This window comes from Vibrio sp. FE10, from assembly GCF_030297155.1.
Classification (GTDB): Bacteria; Pseudomonadota; Gammaproteobacteria; order Enterobacterales; family Vibrionaceae; genus Vibrio; species Vibrio apostichopi.
Genome location: NZ_AP028067.1, coordinates 2,625,223 through 2,639,273, shown reverse-complemented (window position 1 = coordinate 2,639,273; position 14,051 = coordinate 2,625,223). Strand labels below are relative to the sequence as shown.

Genomic DNA, 14,051 nt, shown 5'->3' with positions numbered 1-14,051 from the left:
TTAGCTCTATTTCTACTTATTGCTGCGCTCAACGTCTTGTAAGGTCTTTTGAAACACATCCATGACACTTGGGTTAGTTTTGCCTATGCTGGATAACTTTTGAATGAAAGCCTGAAGCTTACCAATCTCTGACTGTGCGACCGTAAGTTGCGCTTCCAGTTGTATCACCTTTTCTGCTAAATCCACGTCTTTTTGCAAGTAAGCAAGCAATTCCTTGTTTTCAGGCGAAACAGGCTTGCCCCTTAAGACTTGCTTTTTCTGTTTGTACTCGTGCTTGATATTGGCGTACTTGTCGAGCGTTTGCCTCGTGGTTGCAATACCTGAGCTGGATTCTATTTTTGTGACTAACAAATCCCAAGTTAGCTTGCCTTCCCAGCTTCGAATAAGGGCTTGAATTGAGATTTGCTGTTCCGTTTCTAGTGATTTAAGTGCCATATTGTTTACCCTAGAGTGAGCCCAAAAAGCCTAAGAAATTATCTGTGGCTTTATCTCTTTTATTGTCGTTTTTTGCCTCAATAGCAGCTTGCAGGGCTTGCTCGGCATCAGGCAACGCTAACTTTTGCTCTTCCACCGTTTGGGTCTCTAAATTAGTGATTCTTATGCTGTTTGAACGAGCTAGCAATCGCACCATACGACCTTCTTCTATTGCCTCATCGGACAGCACTTCAATGAGTTTTTTTAGCATGCAAGTATTGCGATAATGGGTTTTGTACCACTTGTGCTGCCCTTCACTTGTTTCAAAGTTGATAGACGCCTGAACCCTTTCCAAGTTGTGCGTTTGCACTTTCAAATCCTTCTGGAGTAAGTCGATTGCCTCCCTATCATGGGTTACATGACAAGAAGATGAGCATAACGCACATTGCGTTTCAAACTCCGACATATACGTGCAGGGTGAGAGGGCAAGGTTTTGATCGCAAAAGCCTGTCTCATGAACAAAAGTCGGCGTTTCATTGTCGATAGCCTCATTAAATTGTTCCATGGTCGAGATACGAAGCTTTAGCTTATTTTCGACCTCGCTTTCTGGTTCATTAGAGTAAGAGATATCCCCAATGACAGAAGCGTTTTGAGCGTCAGTGGTATGGATATAGGTCAGTGTCTGCTCGGCGCTCTTTCTGCCTGACAACATAGAAATAAGGTGGTGAGGCAGTCCTTTTTTCGCAAGAAAATCATTTTGCCAATGGCGCAGTTGGTGCGGCTTGAGCAAAAAGCTGGATGAGAACCCGTGTCGCTCAAAGAGCGTAAGCTGATTTTTACTGACTTTTATCAGGTCGTTAGAAAAGAAGTTACTTAGCGAACTGATAGGCACTAAAAGAAAGGGGTGTGTCACTTTGCCGCCAAACAGCTTTTGTGTGTAGGCAAATAATGCGTTCTCAAAATCGACATGCTTAGTTTGTGCATTGTTGTAACCTTTTAGGTGAGATTGATTCATCTCGATGATGTGATTCTGAAACTCTGCCACGGTGAGTTCTTTCTTCCCTGCTGTGTACTTATCGTATTGATACTGCATTGCGAGAGGACATCCTGTAAGCGCTTGAGAGTAAGGACAGTGTTTCTTAAACACCAGTGTGTCGAAGGCTTCAAGCTGTGCAACGGGTTTGATGAACTTTGGATGCTGCGGTCTATACGTCCTATCTATTGCTCCATTCGTATCAGGCGTGACGCGCACACATTTGTCACTACCGTCAAAAAAGCCGAGCAGCAAACCAAGATGTAATAGGTTGGTTGATTTGCTCATGGAAGGATTAAGCAGGGCAATATTCTCATCGCTGGGCTTAAATTCACCGAGCACTTCTTTTAGAGGGCGGTTCGGCTTTTGATAGAACCGAGCCAGCGCTCTTGCAGGCTCTGTAGCGAGAATTGTGTAGTGCAAGGCTCTGTCTAAGCTATCGACCATTTCTGCATTAATGTGGTTTGCATTATCCTTGTACCCCTTCGAACCTCGCCAGTTGAGGTAATGCACCGTTTTTTTCTTGCCATCGACAACTTGTGTGTGAGGCTTTATGCGTTGCACTGTTAAAAGCACTTGCTCTGCGCCGATTCGATTGGGTGAAGCCATGCCAAGTGCTGCCATTGTGCAACTAAAGCTGTCTCGCTGCTCTTGCGTTGGTAATAAAAGAGGTTGCCAAGCCTCAACATTTTCCTTGTCACCATCCTGATAGGCTGGAATAACATCATAGAAGATAGCCCCGAGCGCCAGTAATGCGTTTTTCGACGGAAGCTTGTTTTGTTCCGCTTGCAATGCATCATCGCCACTTTTACGGCTAACTGCTTGGTTGGTAGTATTGATGTCGGGTTGACAGCTTTTCGCGAGCATTTTATGTTGATGCAGCCAGTTGATAAAAGGTGTTAAGTTAGCGCTGTATGTCATCAGGTTGATGGCAGATTGAATCCTTTCAAGGGTGGAGGTCGCGATATTCTCATTTAGGTGGCAAAGGAAGAGTCTTGCGACTGTGATTTTTTTTCTTTTAGAGTTTATAGATATGTTTTCTTTCAATATATCAAGTGTATAGGTAAATAATAAGTCATGCGTCTCAGGTGCTAATCGATCCTCGTCCGTGAAGCGCGTTCCCACGTTTGGCCTATTTCTATTTAGATTACAAAACAAAATATTCTGGGCTCTGTTGTCACTGTCGGTAAACGTGACAGTAATATCCTCCCATGATGCAGGCTCACCTTGAGCGTTGGTAAATCCAATCAGAGGCTGCGCTTTCTTTTTGGCGACGTAAGCGTGTTGATTATCAATATAGCGGTTAATCTGACTCATTTGCACTCTCCCACTTTCATGGTTTTTCGTTCTTCGCACAGCATAATTGTCACTCTGATATAGAGAATAATGGTTTGCAGTCGTTTAACCGTAGCGGGGTGGCCTGATTGACTATTAATCGCCAGTTTACGCTCTGCCTTATCTAAATATTGCTGATGGTTTGCGGTTTCCAAAGGTCGAAAGTTATCACAGGGATAGCACCCCATTGGGGCGGCTCCCTTTGATTGACAGCTTGAGCAGTTAGTCGGGTTAAGTTTGTGTCCCATCTCTTCATCAAACGGGCTTTTCACCTTAAAGTCAGCGTGTTGCTGTAATTCTTTCGAAGATACGCTATCAAAACGTTGTATGACACTGTTACCCGCAAAGGCTTCGTCAATTTTGACTCGTTCAGGCGCTTTTAAATCAAGGTAATCTTGTATTGACTGTATCGTGACACCTGTAATGGCGGCAACTTGCGCAGGGCTTAACCCCATCCAGGCGGCGAGGGTTAACTGGGTATGACGCCAGCGAGTGTTTTTAAATTCAAGAGGCTGATGAACGAGGCGATCACTTTTAATATCGAGCTTTTTATTGAAGAGGTAAATAATGCTGCTTCTAAGAGAACCTGAAGAGGTGTGAAATGCTTCGGATGTATCGCTCACGGATTGAAAGAGACTCTCTTTTGTATCAAATTTCGCGGAGAATAAACTTTGGTCTGGAAACAAGGGGAGTCGTTGCATCAGCTCTTTTGTTTCACTCTCAGAGAGGACAACGCCGCTCTTGCTCAATGAAGCGCAAAGGAAGGTTTCGTACACTTGGTAATACTGAAGCAACAATTCAGACAGATTTGGCTCCAAGCGATGAGAACGTGACTCGGCATCGACTCTAAACGCGCCATTTTTACCTTTGAAGGTTCGTAGGTGCAATTGCTCTACATCAGAAAAATGATGCTGTGTTAAAGGCTGCCAATCACGGTTGCTTTCTTTGTGCGACTTAAATGTTTGACCCACACGCAAAAGGTCACACCATTTAATTTTAACCAGTTGCGTAGGTCTTCTGACAATGGCCACCATCAATTGGCAAGCCAGAACGTTTCTAAGGCGAGTGAAAGGGTGTGCTGTTGCAATCTCACTGCTGAGTGCATGGAGGGTTTCAATTCTTAGTGCTTCAAGAAGGTTATCACGCTCGATTTCACTGTAAGCCCCCGTTGTTTCATCAAGGATATTTTTTGAGCCACCTTGTCTGCCTAAACTCTCATTCTTAACGAGGTCATAGAGCGGAGTAAGAAGACTGCTGCTGTACACATGACTTCGTTTGCTAAATGCGGATAGGGCATCTTTTACTGTCTTTTTATAGCTCGTGAGCGTTAACCACCACGCCTCAAAAGTCGTTGGCTCTAAGTAATCGCAAATGGTTTTTAAGGTGCTGACATGCCCATTTATGCTTGAATAAGCATAATGTTTGGCAGCGTGCGCGATAGCCAGTCGTAGGTCGAGAAAGGCTTCGCTATCTAACGCATTCATCCAGCCAAGGTTAAGCAGCTTCTTGTAGCCAAGCAACCATTCATCAGAAAAGAGATCAAACTCGTAACCCGTTTCTTTTGATTGAAAAGTTCGTTTACCTTCATAGCTTTTTTTTAAGCTTTTAAGTTCAGCGCTGTTCATTTGCTACCTCTCAGGTTGGGTACGGATTGGCTCAGGTTCTTGGATGAAATTTCAGCTACCGTCATGGCTAACTGGAACTCGTTGTAGACTGATGCCATTTTTGAATCTTCTACCCAACCCATCGCATATTTGCGAAGGTCTTCGATTTTATCCGGTGAGAACCCTTTGGCTTTGGCTTTGATTTCAAAGATTTCATTCCACTTATGACGAAGTAGATGTGGATGTAGTGCTATCCCAACACAATCTCCAATCGTCTTAATGACTTTGTGAATTGCGTTGTAAGACATTGGCTTTCCGATAGTTCTTCCTTTTTCTGAGATGAAAACGAAATCATGTTCATGAGAGTTTGGTGTACTTTTGCGCACTGTTTCGATGTAGAGCTTAATCAGCTTCATTAAATCGTGAGAGATTGAAACAGATAATGCTTTTGTTTTGTTTGCAGCGGGAAGACGCCTTGTGTCCGTAGGGTCATCGGGGGTTCGGGTGAGCAGGAATCTAGGATTGTCCCAATCGTCCACTAAATCACTCACTTTCAATTTCAAGACAGCCCCAACACGAACACCTGTATCAATCAATATCTGGGTGATAATTTGATTTCGAAGCTTGCTCGACTTGAAGGGGTTGTTTGAAGAACGCTCTTGAATAACCTCTAATAAATTAAAAAATTTATCGGATGGAATGACCGATTCAAGGGGATCTTTTGTGATGGTATTGTCTTTTCGGGAGCTAGAAATTGCTGTACTGATGTAGAGTTTGAATTTATTAAATTGGTCATCCGTGGAGATTTGCTGCTCAGTCTCAGCTTTATCGTAGTGATGGCACACATATAAAAATTCAATGTAGGCTTTAAGACGGTTGAGGCGTTGATGAAAAGTATGCGCTGATACTTCTGGTTGACTGTTGGATGTCGCATGGATTGCATCCCTAATTCTTTTATCGGTAAGGCTAACTACAGTGCCGCTTTCGCTCTCATCCTCAGTGTCCACATAGAATTTACAAGCACGAATATAACCGTCTATTTCCTCGATAGATAGAAAAGAGCCACTTGCTACACGCTCGACAAGGTCAATGTTCTTTTGCATGAAGAAGCAGTACAAAAACTTCAACTCATAAGCATATTTCTTTCGAGTGTAGAATGATGGTGACTGTTTTGATTTCCCCTTTTTTGAATTCACCTTTGAAAATGGGGACTTATGATTGCCATTGAGATAAGCGTTAAGGTGCAAGCAGCAAGGTAGACCACTCCCCCGAACAACTACGGGAAAAGAAGCGTTATCTATATCTTTGTATATCCTAACTTGAATACTTTCACTCAAACCAACCATTACAAAGCTCGTTATCTGTTACACATAAATTTACCATATGTGCTTTTTTAATATTTGTAAAGCAAAAAAAAGGATTCCAACTGGAATCCCTATCTTTATCGTACGTTAGCTCTTTACGTTTTTTTTGGTGGAGAGTACTCACATAGGTCTTCGATGATACAGCTGCCACAGCGTGGTTTACGCGCGACACAGGTGTAACGTCCATGAAGAATGAGCCAGTGGTGGACATCCAGTTTGAATTCTTTTGGAATGACTTTGAGCAGCTTAGCTTCAACATCGTCGACCGTTTTTCCCATCGCTAACTTGGTGCGGTTTGATACACGGTAGATGTGAGTATCAACGGCAATGGTTGGCCAACCGAAAGCGGTGTTCAATACTACGTTGGCCGTTTTACGACCAACGCCAGGAAGGGCTTCTAATGCAGCGCGATCTTCCGGTACTTCACCATTATGCAGGTCAAGCAGCATACGACACGTTTTGATGGTGTTTTCTGCTTTCGAATTAAACAGGCCGATGGTCTTGATGTACTCTTTTAAGCCATCAATGCCTAGGTCGAAAATAGCCTGTGGCGTATTAGCGACCGGATAAAGCTTATCAGTGGCTTTGTTGACGCTGACATCGGTTGCCTGTGCAGATAAGAGCACGGCGATCAGCAACTCGAAAGGGCTGTTCCAGTTAAGCTCGGTTTCTGGCTTTGGATTGTTTTCTCTTAAACGCTCAAGTATTTCTACTCGTTTTACATTGTTCATAGCGACATTACTTTCAAATAGTTAGGGCTTGAGTTCCGGCGAAGTTCTTTCAAACTACTCGTTTCAAAATAACAAGTTCCGCAATGGTTCAGGCTTTATCATCGGTTACGCGCTCTTATGAGCGTCATTATTATGTGTACTTGGTCAATCTATTTACCTGCTGAGCGGTTGAGCTACTCAGCAGAATTTAAGCTACTGTAACTTATCAGGCATTGGTAACGCGAGCGCGTTCAATGGCTGGTTTTTCTTGTTTGGGCTGTCTAGCTTTAGCTTGGTTGTCGATGATGTTTTTCAACGCAATCAAGAAACCAACACCAATGAAGGCTCCTGGTGGAAGCAGGGCTAACAAGAAGCTGTTATCAAATTCAAATATCTGGATTCGTAATACCGAAGCCCAATCACCAAGGAGCAGGTCTGCGCCATCAAATAGGGTGCCGTTACCAATAACCTCACGCATCGCACCCAATACAACCAGTACCGATGTCATGCCAAGACCCATCCAAAAACCATCTTGAGCAGCAGGCAAAACTTCGTTTTTAGACGCGAAGGCTTCAGCTCGGCCGATGATGATACAGTTGGTTACGATCAGTGGGATGAAGATACCCAAAGAGAGGTAAAGGCCATAAGCGTAAGCGTTCATCAGAAGTTGAACACAGGTTACCAGTGAAGCAATGATCATCACGAATACAGGAATACGCACTTCTTTTGGCACATGGTTTCGAACCAAAGAGACAGACACGTTCGAGCCGACTAGTACAAGCAAGGTAGCGATACCTAATCCAAGAGCGTTAGTCACAGTTGAAGAGACAGCCAACAGCGGACATAAGCCAAGGAGTTGCACTAGGGCAGGGTTGTTGGCCCACATGCCATTTTTGATTAGTGTTTTATGGTCACTCATTATTCACCACCACAATTTAGAGGTTGAGCAAGCAATGCTTGGTTGTTTTGATTAACGTACTGCACCGCTTGCTTCACTGACTTAACGACAGCTCTTGGCGTAATGGTTGCGCCAGTGAACTGGTCAAAGTCACCACCATCTTTACGAACCTTCCAACGGTCAAGATTAGAATCCGCCACTTGCTTACCAGCAAATGAGAGAATCCAATCACTCACGCGTAGATCAATCTTATCACCCAATCCTGGAGTTTCTTGGTGGGAAAGAACGCGAGTACCTAAAATGGTACCGTCGATTTTCATCCCAACAATGACCTTAATCGCGCCGTTGTAGCCATCGGGTGCAATCGCTTCGATCGCAATCGCACTTGGCTCACCATTGAGTTTAGCAATGTAAGCTGGCATCGCTTGTTCAGTGCCTAGCTCTTCTGCTTGAACCAGAGTACAGGCTGAAAAGAGTTCATTATCGTGCAGATCGTGCGGGATAACTTGGTTAAGAACAGACAGTAACTGAGCTTGTTCTTGCTGCTTAATCTGGTCTTTGGTCAGGTAGTGAGTTACCGCGACCAAACCTGTCGAAGCACACGCAAAAATCGCGAGTACAAGGCCGTTTTTCTTAATTGCATTTAGCATGGTATCCGCTCCTTAGTGGCCGTATGTACGAGGTTTGGTGTAGTAGTCAATCAGTGGAACACACATGTTAGCTAACAATACAGCAAACGCCACGCCATCAGGGAAGCCACCCCAACTGCGGATAATAAAGACTAACCCGCCAATCAGGGCACCAAATACCAAGCGACCTTTCACTGTCGTCGAGGCTGAAACCGGATCGGTTGCAATGAAGAATGCACCAAGCATGGTTGCGCCAGACAATAGATGAATGGTTGGAGATGCGGTTTCACCAGGCGTCAGCACTAAGAACACTAGGCTAAACAGCGCAAGGCTAGCAATAAAAGCGACCGGAATATGCCACTGAATCACGCGTTGCTTGATGAGCACCAAGCCGCCGACTAGGTAGGCAAGGTTCACCCATTCCCAACCCACACCAGCTAACCAGCTGAATTGTGGTTGAGATAGAGCTTCAGAAGCGGTGTTGCCTGCCGTCAATGCCGTTTTGAATGCGTCGAGTGGTGTCGCCATTGTGGTGCCATCAATACCAAGACGTGCTTGTTGAAGAGACAAACCTTCATTGTTGAAACCGGTAAAGATCATCAAAAATGAGTCAACAAAGCTCGTTGCTTCAGCGGTTAAGCTGGTCGGCGCATTCCAACTCGTCATCTGAACTGGGAATGAGATCAGCAAAACAACGTAAGCCACCATTGCGGGATTAAATGGGTTTTGCCCAAGGCCGCCATAAAGGTGCTTTGCGATGATGATAGCAAAGAACATACCTATGACTAGAATCCACCACGGAGAGTGTGAGGGAATCGCGACACTGAGTAGCCAAGCGGTCACAACAGCGCTGTAATCACGTAATGCCATCACTGGAGGACGTTTTCTTAACAGCATTACAGCGGCTTCAAAGGTAACAGCAAGTGCAATAGCAAATACTAACTGGATGAGCGTACCCCATCCAAAGAAGTAGGTTTGAGCTAGTAGACCTGGCAATGCACAAATAGCGACCCATTTCATGAGATCAGGGGTGCTTCTACGATTGTGCGCGTGCGGTGAGCTGGCGATAAAGAAGGCCACTACTCTTTCTCCTCATTATTCTTTTTGTCTTGCTCTTGCTGCGCCTTTCTTGCTTTAGCACGAGCAATCGCTGCAGCAACCGCTGCTTTTTTAGGGTCGACTGGTTCTTGTTGAGTCTCAGTCTTAATGTCGGTCACAGGCTCCGGTGTTTCTTCTGTCTCGGCCTGTTTCGCTTGCTGTGCTTTCTTCGCTTTAGCGCGAGCTATTGCAGCAGCAACGGCAGCTTTTTTAGGGTCGACTGATTCTTGTTGAGTTTCAGCTTCAATCACTGGCTTAGGAGCTTCTGCGGTTTCGTCTTGCTTAGCTTGTTGCTCCTTCTTGGCTTTAGCACGGGCTATTGCAGCAGCAACGGCAGCTTTTTTAGGATCACCTAACTCTTGTGGAGCCTCGGGCTCAGGAGTTTCAGTTGTCTCTTCCTGCTTAGCTTGCTGTGCTTTTTTTGCTTTAGCGCGAGCAATAGCCGCAGCAACTGCATCTTTCTTAGCATCGCCTGAGCTTTCAACCGGAGCTTCAGAAGCTGTTTCAGTTTGTTGTGCTTTCTTCGCTTTAGCACGTGCAATCGCAGCAGCAACGGCGTCTTTTTTAGCATCGCCTGATTTTTCAGCCGGAGCGTCAGAAGCAGACTCCGTTTGTTGTGCTTTCTTTGCTTTAGCACGGGCGATAGCTGCAGCAACAGCGTCTTTCTTAGTATCGCCAGAACTTTCAGCTGGAGTATCAGAAGCTGATTCCGCTTGTTGTGCTTTCTTCGCTTTAGCGCGAGCTATTGCGGCAGCGACTGCATCTTTCTTGGCATCACCAGAACTTTCAGCTGGAGCATCAGAAGCTGATTCCGCTTGCTGTGCTTTCTTTGCTTTGGCGCGAGCTATTGCAGCAGCAACTGCATCTTTCTTAGCGTCACCTGATTTTTCAACCGGAGCTTCAGAAGCTGATTCTGTTTGCTGTGCTTTCTTGGCTTTAGCACGAGCAATGGCCGCAGCGACTGCGTCTTTCTTAGCATCGCCAGAGCTTTCAGTTGAAGCTTCAGGAGCTGACTCTGTTTGTTGTGCTTTCTTGGCTTTAGCACGAGCAATAGCTGCAGCAACCGCGTCTTTCTTAGCATCGCCAGAGCTTTCAGTTGGAGCATCAGAAGCAGATTCTGCTTGTTGTGCCTTACGCTCTCGAGCTTGTCGTTTACGTGCTTCACGTAGTTTCGACATTTCAGAGTTATCAGGTTCAGAATTACTCTCTTTCTGAGCAGCAGCCTGCTTTGCTTTAGCACGAGCAATGGCAGCAGCAACTGCAGGTTTTACGGTTGGCTCCGCGGCTGTATCTTGGTCTGCCGTTGCTTTTTGAGCTTTAACACGTGCAATAGCCGCAGCAATTGCGTCGTCACCGTCGGCCGATTTCATGTCTTTACGACGGTTATCCGCGGCTTTCTTGAAGCGATTTTCGCGTTCTGCTTTGTCACGCTCCATACGAGCGTTTTTCTCTTCGAAACGAATCTTGGCGCGTTCTGCGGCCGTCGCTTCGTCTTTTCTTGTTTTGATTTCTGCTTTCGCTTGGCGATAGTACTGAACGAGCGGGATTTCACTTGGGCAGACAAACGCACAAGCACCACATTCAATACAGTCTTTAATATTTAGTTCTTCACACTTATCTAACTCATTGGCTTTCGCGTGCCATTGCAGCTGTTGAGGTAGCAGAGAGGCAGGACAAGCTTCGGCACATGCACTGCATCGAATACATTCCATCTCGTAAGTGCTTGGTGAAATCTCACGGCGCGTTGGCGCTAAAATACAGTTCGATGTTTTGGTAATTGGCACATTGGCATGTGGCAAGGTGAAGCCCATCATAGGGCCGCCCAAAATCAAACGCGGCAGTTTTTTATCGGCCTTGTAGCCAAACTCTTCAAGTAACTCATGTACTGGTGTGCCTAGTAGCGCCCAAACGTTACGAGGTTGCTTAAAGGTTTTACCGGTTAGGGTTACAACGCGGTTAACGACGGGTTCACCGTCGATTACTGCTCTCTTTATCGAGTAGAGAGAGCCGACGTTCTGAACCAAAACACCAATATCTGCAGGAATACCGCCAGCTGGAACCTCTTTATTGGTGAGGATCTTGATCAGTTGCTTCTCACCACCAGAAGGGTATTTGGTTGGGATAACACGAATCACGATATCTTTGTCTTTCGCCGCAATCTCAAGTGCTTTTATTGCGTCTGGCTTGTTGTCTTCAATGCCGATAACGGTCAGCTTTGGTTGAAGGATGTGTTCAACCACTTCGATGCCTTTTAGTACTTCTTCGGCATGTTCTTGAAGCAATTTGTCATCAGAGGTGATGTAAGGTTCACACTCCGCAGCGTTGATGATCAAAATATCAGTGCGGCCTAAGCCTGATTGAAGCTTTTTGGCGGTAGGGAAGCCTGCGCCACCCATGCCTGAGATACCAGCTTGGCGAATTACATCAAGCAGTTCATCGGATGTCTTTGTAGAAAAATCTTCAACCGGGTGTTTTACAACCCAAGCATCTCGGCCATCAGGTTTAATAACCACGCACACGTCGCTCAAGCCTGAAGGGTGAGCAGTGGTTCGTGGTTCGATAGCGGTAATTACACCCGATGTTGGTGCATGTACTGGCAAAGTAAAACCAGTCTCTAAGGCTGTCAGTTGTTGGCCTTTTAGTACAATGTCACCGATAGAAACCAACAAGTTACCAGGCTTACCGATGTGCTGTTTTACCGGAAGAACGATTTCTTCAGGAAGTCTTGCATGCACGATGTCAGTGGTATTGGACTGTTTCTTGTTTTCAGCAGGGTGCACGCCGCCCGGGAAGTTCCAAATAGAGCCCGTGCGAATTTGTTCAATTAAAGAGATCATACTAACCTACGCCTTAGGCTCTGACGCGGTCGCATCAGTCGCTTGGTTAGTGATATCAGTAACAGGAATGATGTTCATCTGCCATTTCCAATTTTCAGTCGTTGTTGCCACTGGAATCATTTCGATACAGTCAGTAGGGCACGGTGCGACACATAGATCACAACCTGTACATTCATCTTTGATTACTGTGTGAAGTGCCTTGGTGCCACCAACAATGGCGTCGACAGGGCAGGCTTGAATGCATTTGGTGCAGCCAATACACATATCTTCATGAATGAAGGCAACGGTTTTTACTTTGTTATCTAAGTCATGAGCGGAGTCTTCAACTTCTACGCCCATCAAATCTGCTAGTTTTTCAATGGTTGCTTGGCCACCGGGAGGACATTTGTTGATCTTGTCACCATTAGCGATCGCCTCTGCGTATGGGCGACAACCTGGGTAGCCACATTGGCCACATTGAGTTTGCGGTAAAATGGTGTCGATTTGATCAACGATAGGATCGGCTTCTACTTTAAAGCGGATAGAAGCAAAGCCCAAAATAGCGCCAAAAACAGCGGCTAAAACGGCTAGCGCAATGATCGCAATTAAAATGGTACTCATGCTTATTTCACCAACCCAGTAAAGCCCATAAATGCCAGAGACATTAGGCCTGCTGTGATCATCGCAATTGATGCGCCTTTAAATGGCATTGGGACATCAGCAACCGCAATACGTTCACGCATCGCAGCAAATAGGATCAGAACAAGAGAGAAACCAACCGCTGCGCCGAAACCATAGATGATCGACTGAATGAAGTTGTGGTTTTCATTGATGTTCAAAAGTGCCACACCTAACACCGCGCAGTTGGTGGTGATAAGAGGCAAGAAGATACCCAACAGGCGATATAGAGTCGGGCTGGTTTTGTGAACGACCATTTCCGTAAATTGAACAACCACCGCGATAACCAAGATGAAGCTCATGGTACGCAGGTATTCAATACCCAGAGGGGTAAGGATGTAGGTTTCTACTAGGTATGCAGATACCGACGCTAACGTTAGAACGAAAGTCGTCGCGAGGCCCATGCCAATCGCAGTCTCCAGTTTCTTGGAGACTCCCATGAAAGGACATAGCCCTAAAAACTTCACTAGCACAAAGTTATTGACCAGCACTGTGCCAACCAACAACAAAAGGTATTCGGTCATAATGGATTAATTCTTGAGATTCCGATCCCGATATTATCCTGCTTTGCTCACCTAATAACAACCAAGGATCACTAGGGATTTAGACACTTGGTGAAAAAAACATCAGGTAATCGTTTGATTATTAAAGTTACGGTAAGTATAGACGGCCAATTTCTACTTGGTTAGACAAGTTTATCGGAGTGGTTGGGCTGGATCTTTCACAAAATCATTCTTGAATTGAACTCGATCTGCTTCCTACGAATAGGGTCATATTTGTGGGTTTTAGTACTCAGAACTATCAAAAAGAGAAGGAAAGCGGCGAGTCGAATACGTCCCCAAAGCACTAAAACGCAAAAAGCCGCATCAAGTGATGCGGCTTCTTTAAATTTGGCCCCCTTGTCGAGACTTGAACGCGGGCGGGTAGCACGGTCCGACGATTCGGGTGTGACATTAACTTGGAACAAGTTAGTCGCAATTATATACGAAAAAAGCCCAATCTTTCGATTGAGCTTTGTTCTGAATTTGGCTCCCCTTGCAAGACTTGAACTTGCGACATACGGATTAACAGTCCGCCGTTCTACCAACTGAACTAAAGGGGAATTGCTTGTCAGCGACGCGAATTTTAATAAGAGTCCTATTTTCTGTCAATAAAAAATAGCAGAAAAAAATAAGATAAAAAACTTTACTTTCTTGGACGCCTTATCGGATTTAGCTTTGCTTTAGTTATCCACCAAAATTGTGGATAAGTGTGTGTGTGAAACTTTAACAACAATAATTGGGATAAATCTGAAAATGTAAAAATTATAGCTAACGTGATGTATTTAAAGGAATAGCACCAAACTATCACGATTGTATAACTTTTATAGATTATAAAGCGAACAGTAAAACAAGCGGTATTTTTAGATTTTTTGGGGAAAAGTAGTGGATTAAAATTCGAGTAATTTAGCTGGGGAAACTTTGCAGGGGCAC

11 protein-coding genes and 1 tRNA gene are annotated in these 14,051 nt (G+C 45.0%); all 12 read right to left on the bottom strand.

Annotation, left to right across the window (positions count from 1 at the left end):
- Positions 1-12: 12 nt before the first annotated feature.
- Positions 13-435, bottom strand: coding sequence for a hypothetical protein (locus tag QUF19_RS11685; protein WP_286293827.1), 423 nt, complete (start codon positions 433-435; stop codon positions 13-15).
- A 10-nt stretch (positions 436-445) separates the two neighbouring features.
- Complete coding sequence (locus QUF19_RS11680; protein ID WP_286293824.1) at positions 446-2,764, bottom strand: hypothetical protein; 2,319 nt, start codon at positions 2,762-2,764, stop codon at positions 446-448.
- A complete protein-coding gene (locus QUF19_RS11675; RefSeq protein ID WP_286293822.1) occupies positions 2,761-4,407 on the bottom strand; it encodes a hypothetical protein in 1,647 nt (548 codons plus the stop codon). Before QUF19_RS11675 ends, QUF19_RS11680 begins: the two co-directional genes overlap by 4 nt.
- Entirely contained in the window at positions 4,404-5,732 is a 1,329-nt protein-coding gene (locus tag QUF19_RS11670; protein WP_286293818.1) for a site-specific integrase, read from the bottom strand. Before QUF19_RS11670 ends, QUF19_RS11675 begins: the two co-directional genes overlap by 4 nt.
- Before the next feature lie 113 nt (positions 5,733-5,845).
- Positions 5,846-6,481 carry an endonuclease III gene (gene nth, locus QUF19_RS11665; protein ID WP_286293815.1) on the bottom strand — a complete coding sequence of 212 codons (636 nt, stop codon included), beginning with the start codon at positions 6,479-6,481 and terminating at the stop codon, positions 5,846-5,848.
- Between the two features lie 205 nt (positions 6,482-6,686).
- On the bottom strand, positions 6,687-7,379 hold the full coding sequence (locus QUF19_RS11660; protein ID WP_017079307.1) for an electron transport complex subunit E: 693 nt from the start codon (positions 7,377-7,379) through the stop codon (positions 6,687-6,689).
- Positions 7,379-8,008 (bottom strand): electron transport complex subunit RsxG, encoded by a 630-nt coding sequence (gene rsxG / locus QUF19_RS11655; protein ID WP_286293806.1) that lies wholly within the window; start codon positions 8,006-8,008, stop codon positions 7,379-7,381. The genes QUF19_RS11660 and rsxG overlap by 1 nt, the downstream gene beginning before the upstream one ends.
- 12 nt (positions 8,009-8,020) lie before the next feature.
- Positions 8,021-9,067 (bottom strand): electron transport complex subunit RsxD, encoded by a 1,047-nt coding sequence (rsxD, locus tag QUF19_RS11650; RefSeq protein WP_286293804.1) that lies wholly within the window; start codon positions 9,065-9,067, stop codon positions 8,021-8,023.
- Entirely contained in the window at positions 9,067-11,922 is a 2,856-nt protein-coding gene (gene rsxC, locus QUF19_RS11645; RefSeq protein WP_286293802.1) for an electron transport complex subunit RsxC, read from the bottom strand. Before rsxC ends, rsxD begins: the two co-directional genes overlap by 1 nt.
- Positions 11,923-11,928: 6 nt before the next feature.
- Entirely contained in the window at positions 11,929-12,522 is a 594-nt protein-coding gene (gene rsxB / locus QUF19_RS11640) for an electron transport complex subunit RsxB (RefSeq protein WP_004734040.1), read from the bottom strand.
- 2 nt (positions 12,523-12,524) lie between these two features.
- A complete protein-coding gene (gene rsxA, locus QUF19_RS11635) occupies positions 12,525-13,103 on the bottom strand; it encodes an electron transport complex subunit RsxA (RefSeq protein ID WP_004734039.1) in 579 nt (192 codons plus the stop codon).
- A gap of 502 nt (positions 13,104-13,605) precedes the next feature.
- Positions 13,606-13,681 (bottom strand) — tRNA-Asn (locus tag QUF19_RS11630).
- Positions 13,682-14,051 lie beyond the last annotated feature (370 nt).

Excerpts from the sequence above, each read along its gene's own strand:
- QUF19_RS11685 (WP_286293827.1), bottom strand. The coding sequence starts at position 435 with ATGGCACTTAAATCACTAGAAACGGAACAGCAAATCTCAATTCAAGCC.
- QUF19_RS11680 (WP_286293824.1), bottom strand. The coding sequence starts at position 2,764 with ATGAGTCAGATTAACCGCTATATTGATAATCAACACGCTTACGTCGCC.
- QUF19_RS11675 (WP_286293822.1), bottom strand. The coding sequence starts at position 4,407 with ATGAACAGCGCTGAACTTAAAAGCTTAAAAAAAAGCTATGAAGGTAAA.
- QUF19_RS11670 (WP_286293818.1), bottom strand. The coding sequence starts at position 5,732 with ATGGTTGGTTTGAGTGAAAGTATTCAAGTTAGGATATACAAAGATATA.
- nth (WP_286293815.1), bottom strand. The coding sequence starts at position 6,481 with ATGAACAATGTAAAACGAGTAGAAATACTTGAGCGTTTAAGAGAAAAC.
- QUF19_RS11660 (WP_017079307.1), bottom strand. The coding sequence starts at position 7,379 with ATGAGTGACCATAAAACACTAATCAAAAATGGCATGTGGGCCAACAAC.
- rsxG (WP_286293806.1), bottom strand. The coding sequence starts at position 8,008 with ATGCTAAATGCAATTAAGAAAAACGGCCTTGTACTCGCGATTTTTGCG.
- rsxC (WP_286293802.1), bottom strand. The coding sequence starts at position 11,922 with ATGATCTCTTTAATTGAACAAATTCGCACGGGCTCTATTTGGAACTTC.
- rsxB (WP_004734040.1), bottom strand. The coding sequence starts at position 12,522 with ATGAGTACCATTTTAATTGCGATCATTGCGCTAGCCGTTTTAGCCGCT.
- rsxA (WP_004734039.1), bottom strand. The coding sequence starts at position 13,103 with ATGACCGAATACCTTTTGTTGTTGGTTGGCACAGTGCTGGTCAATAAC.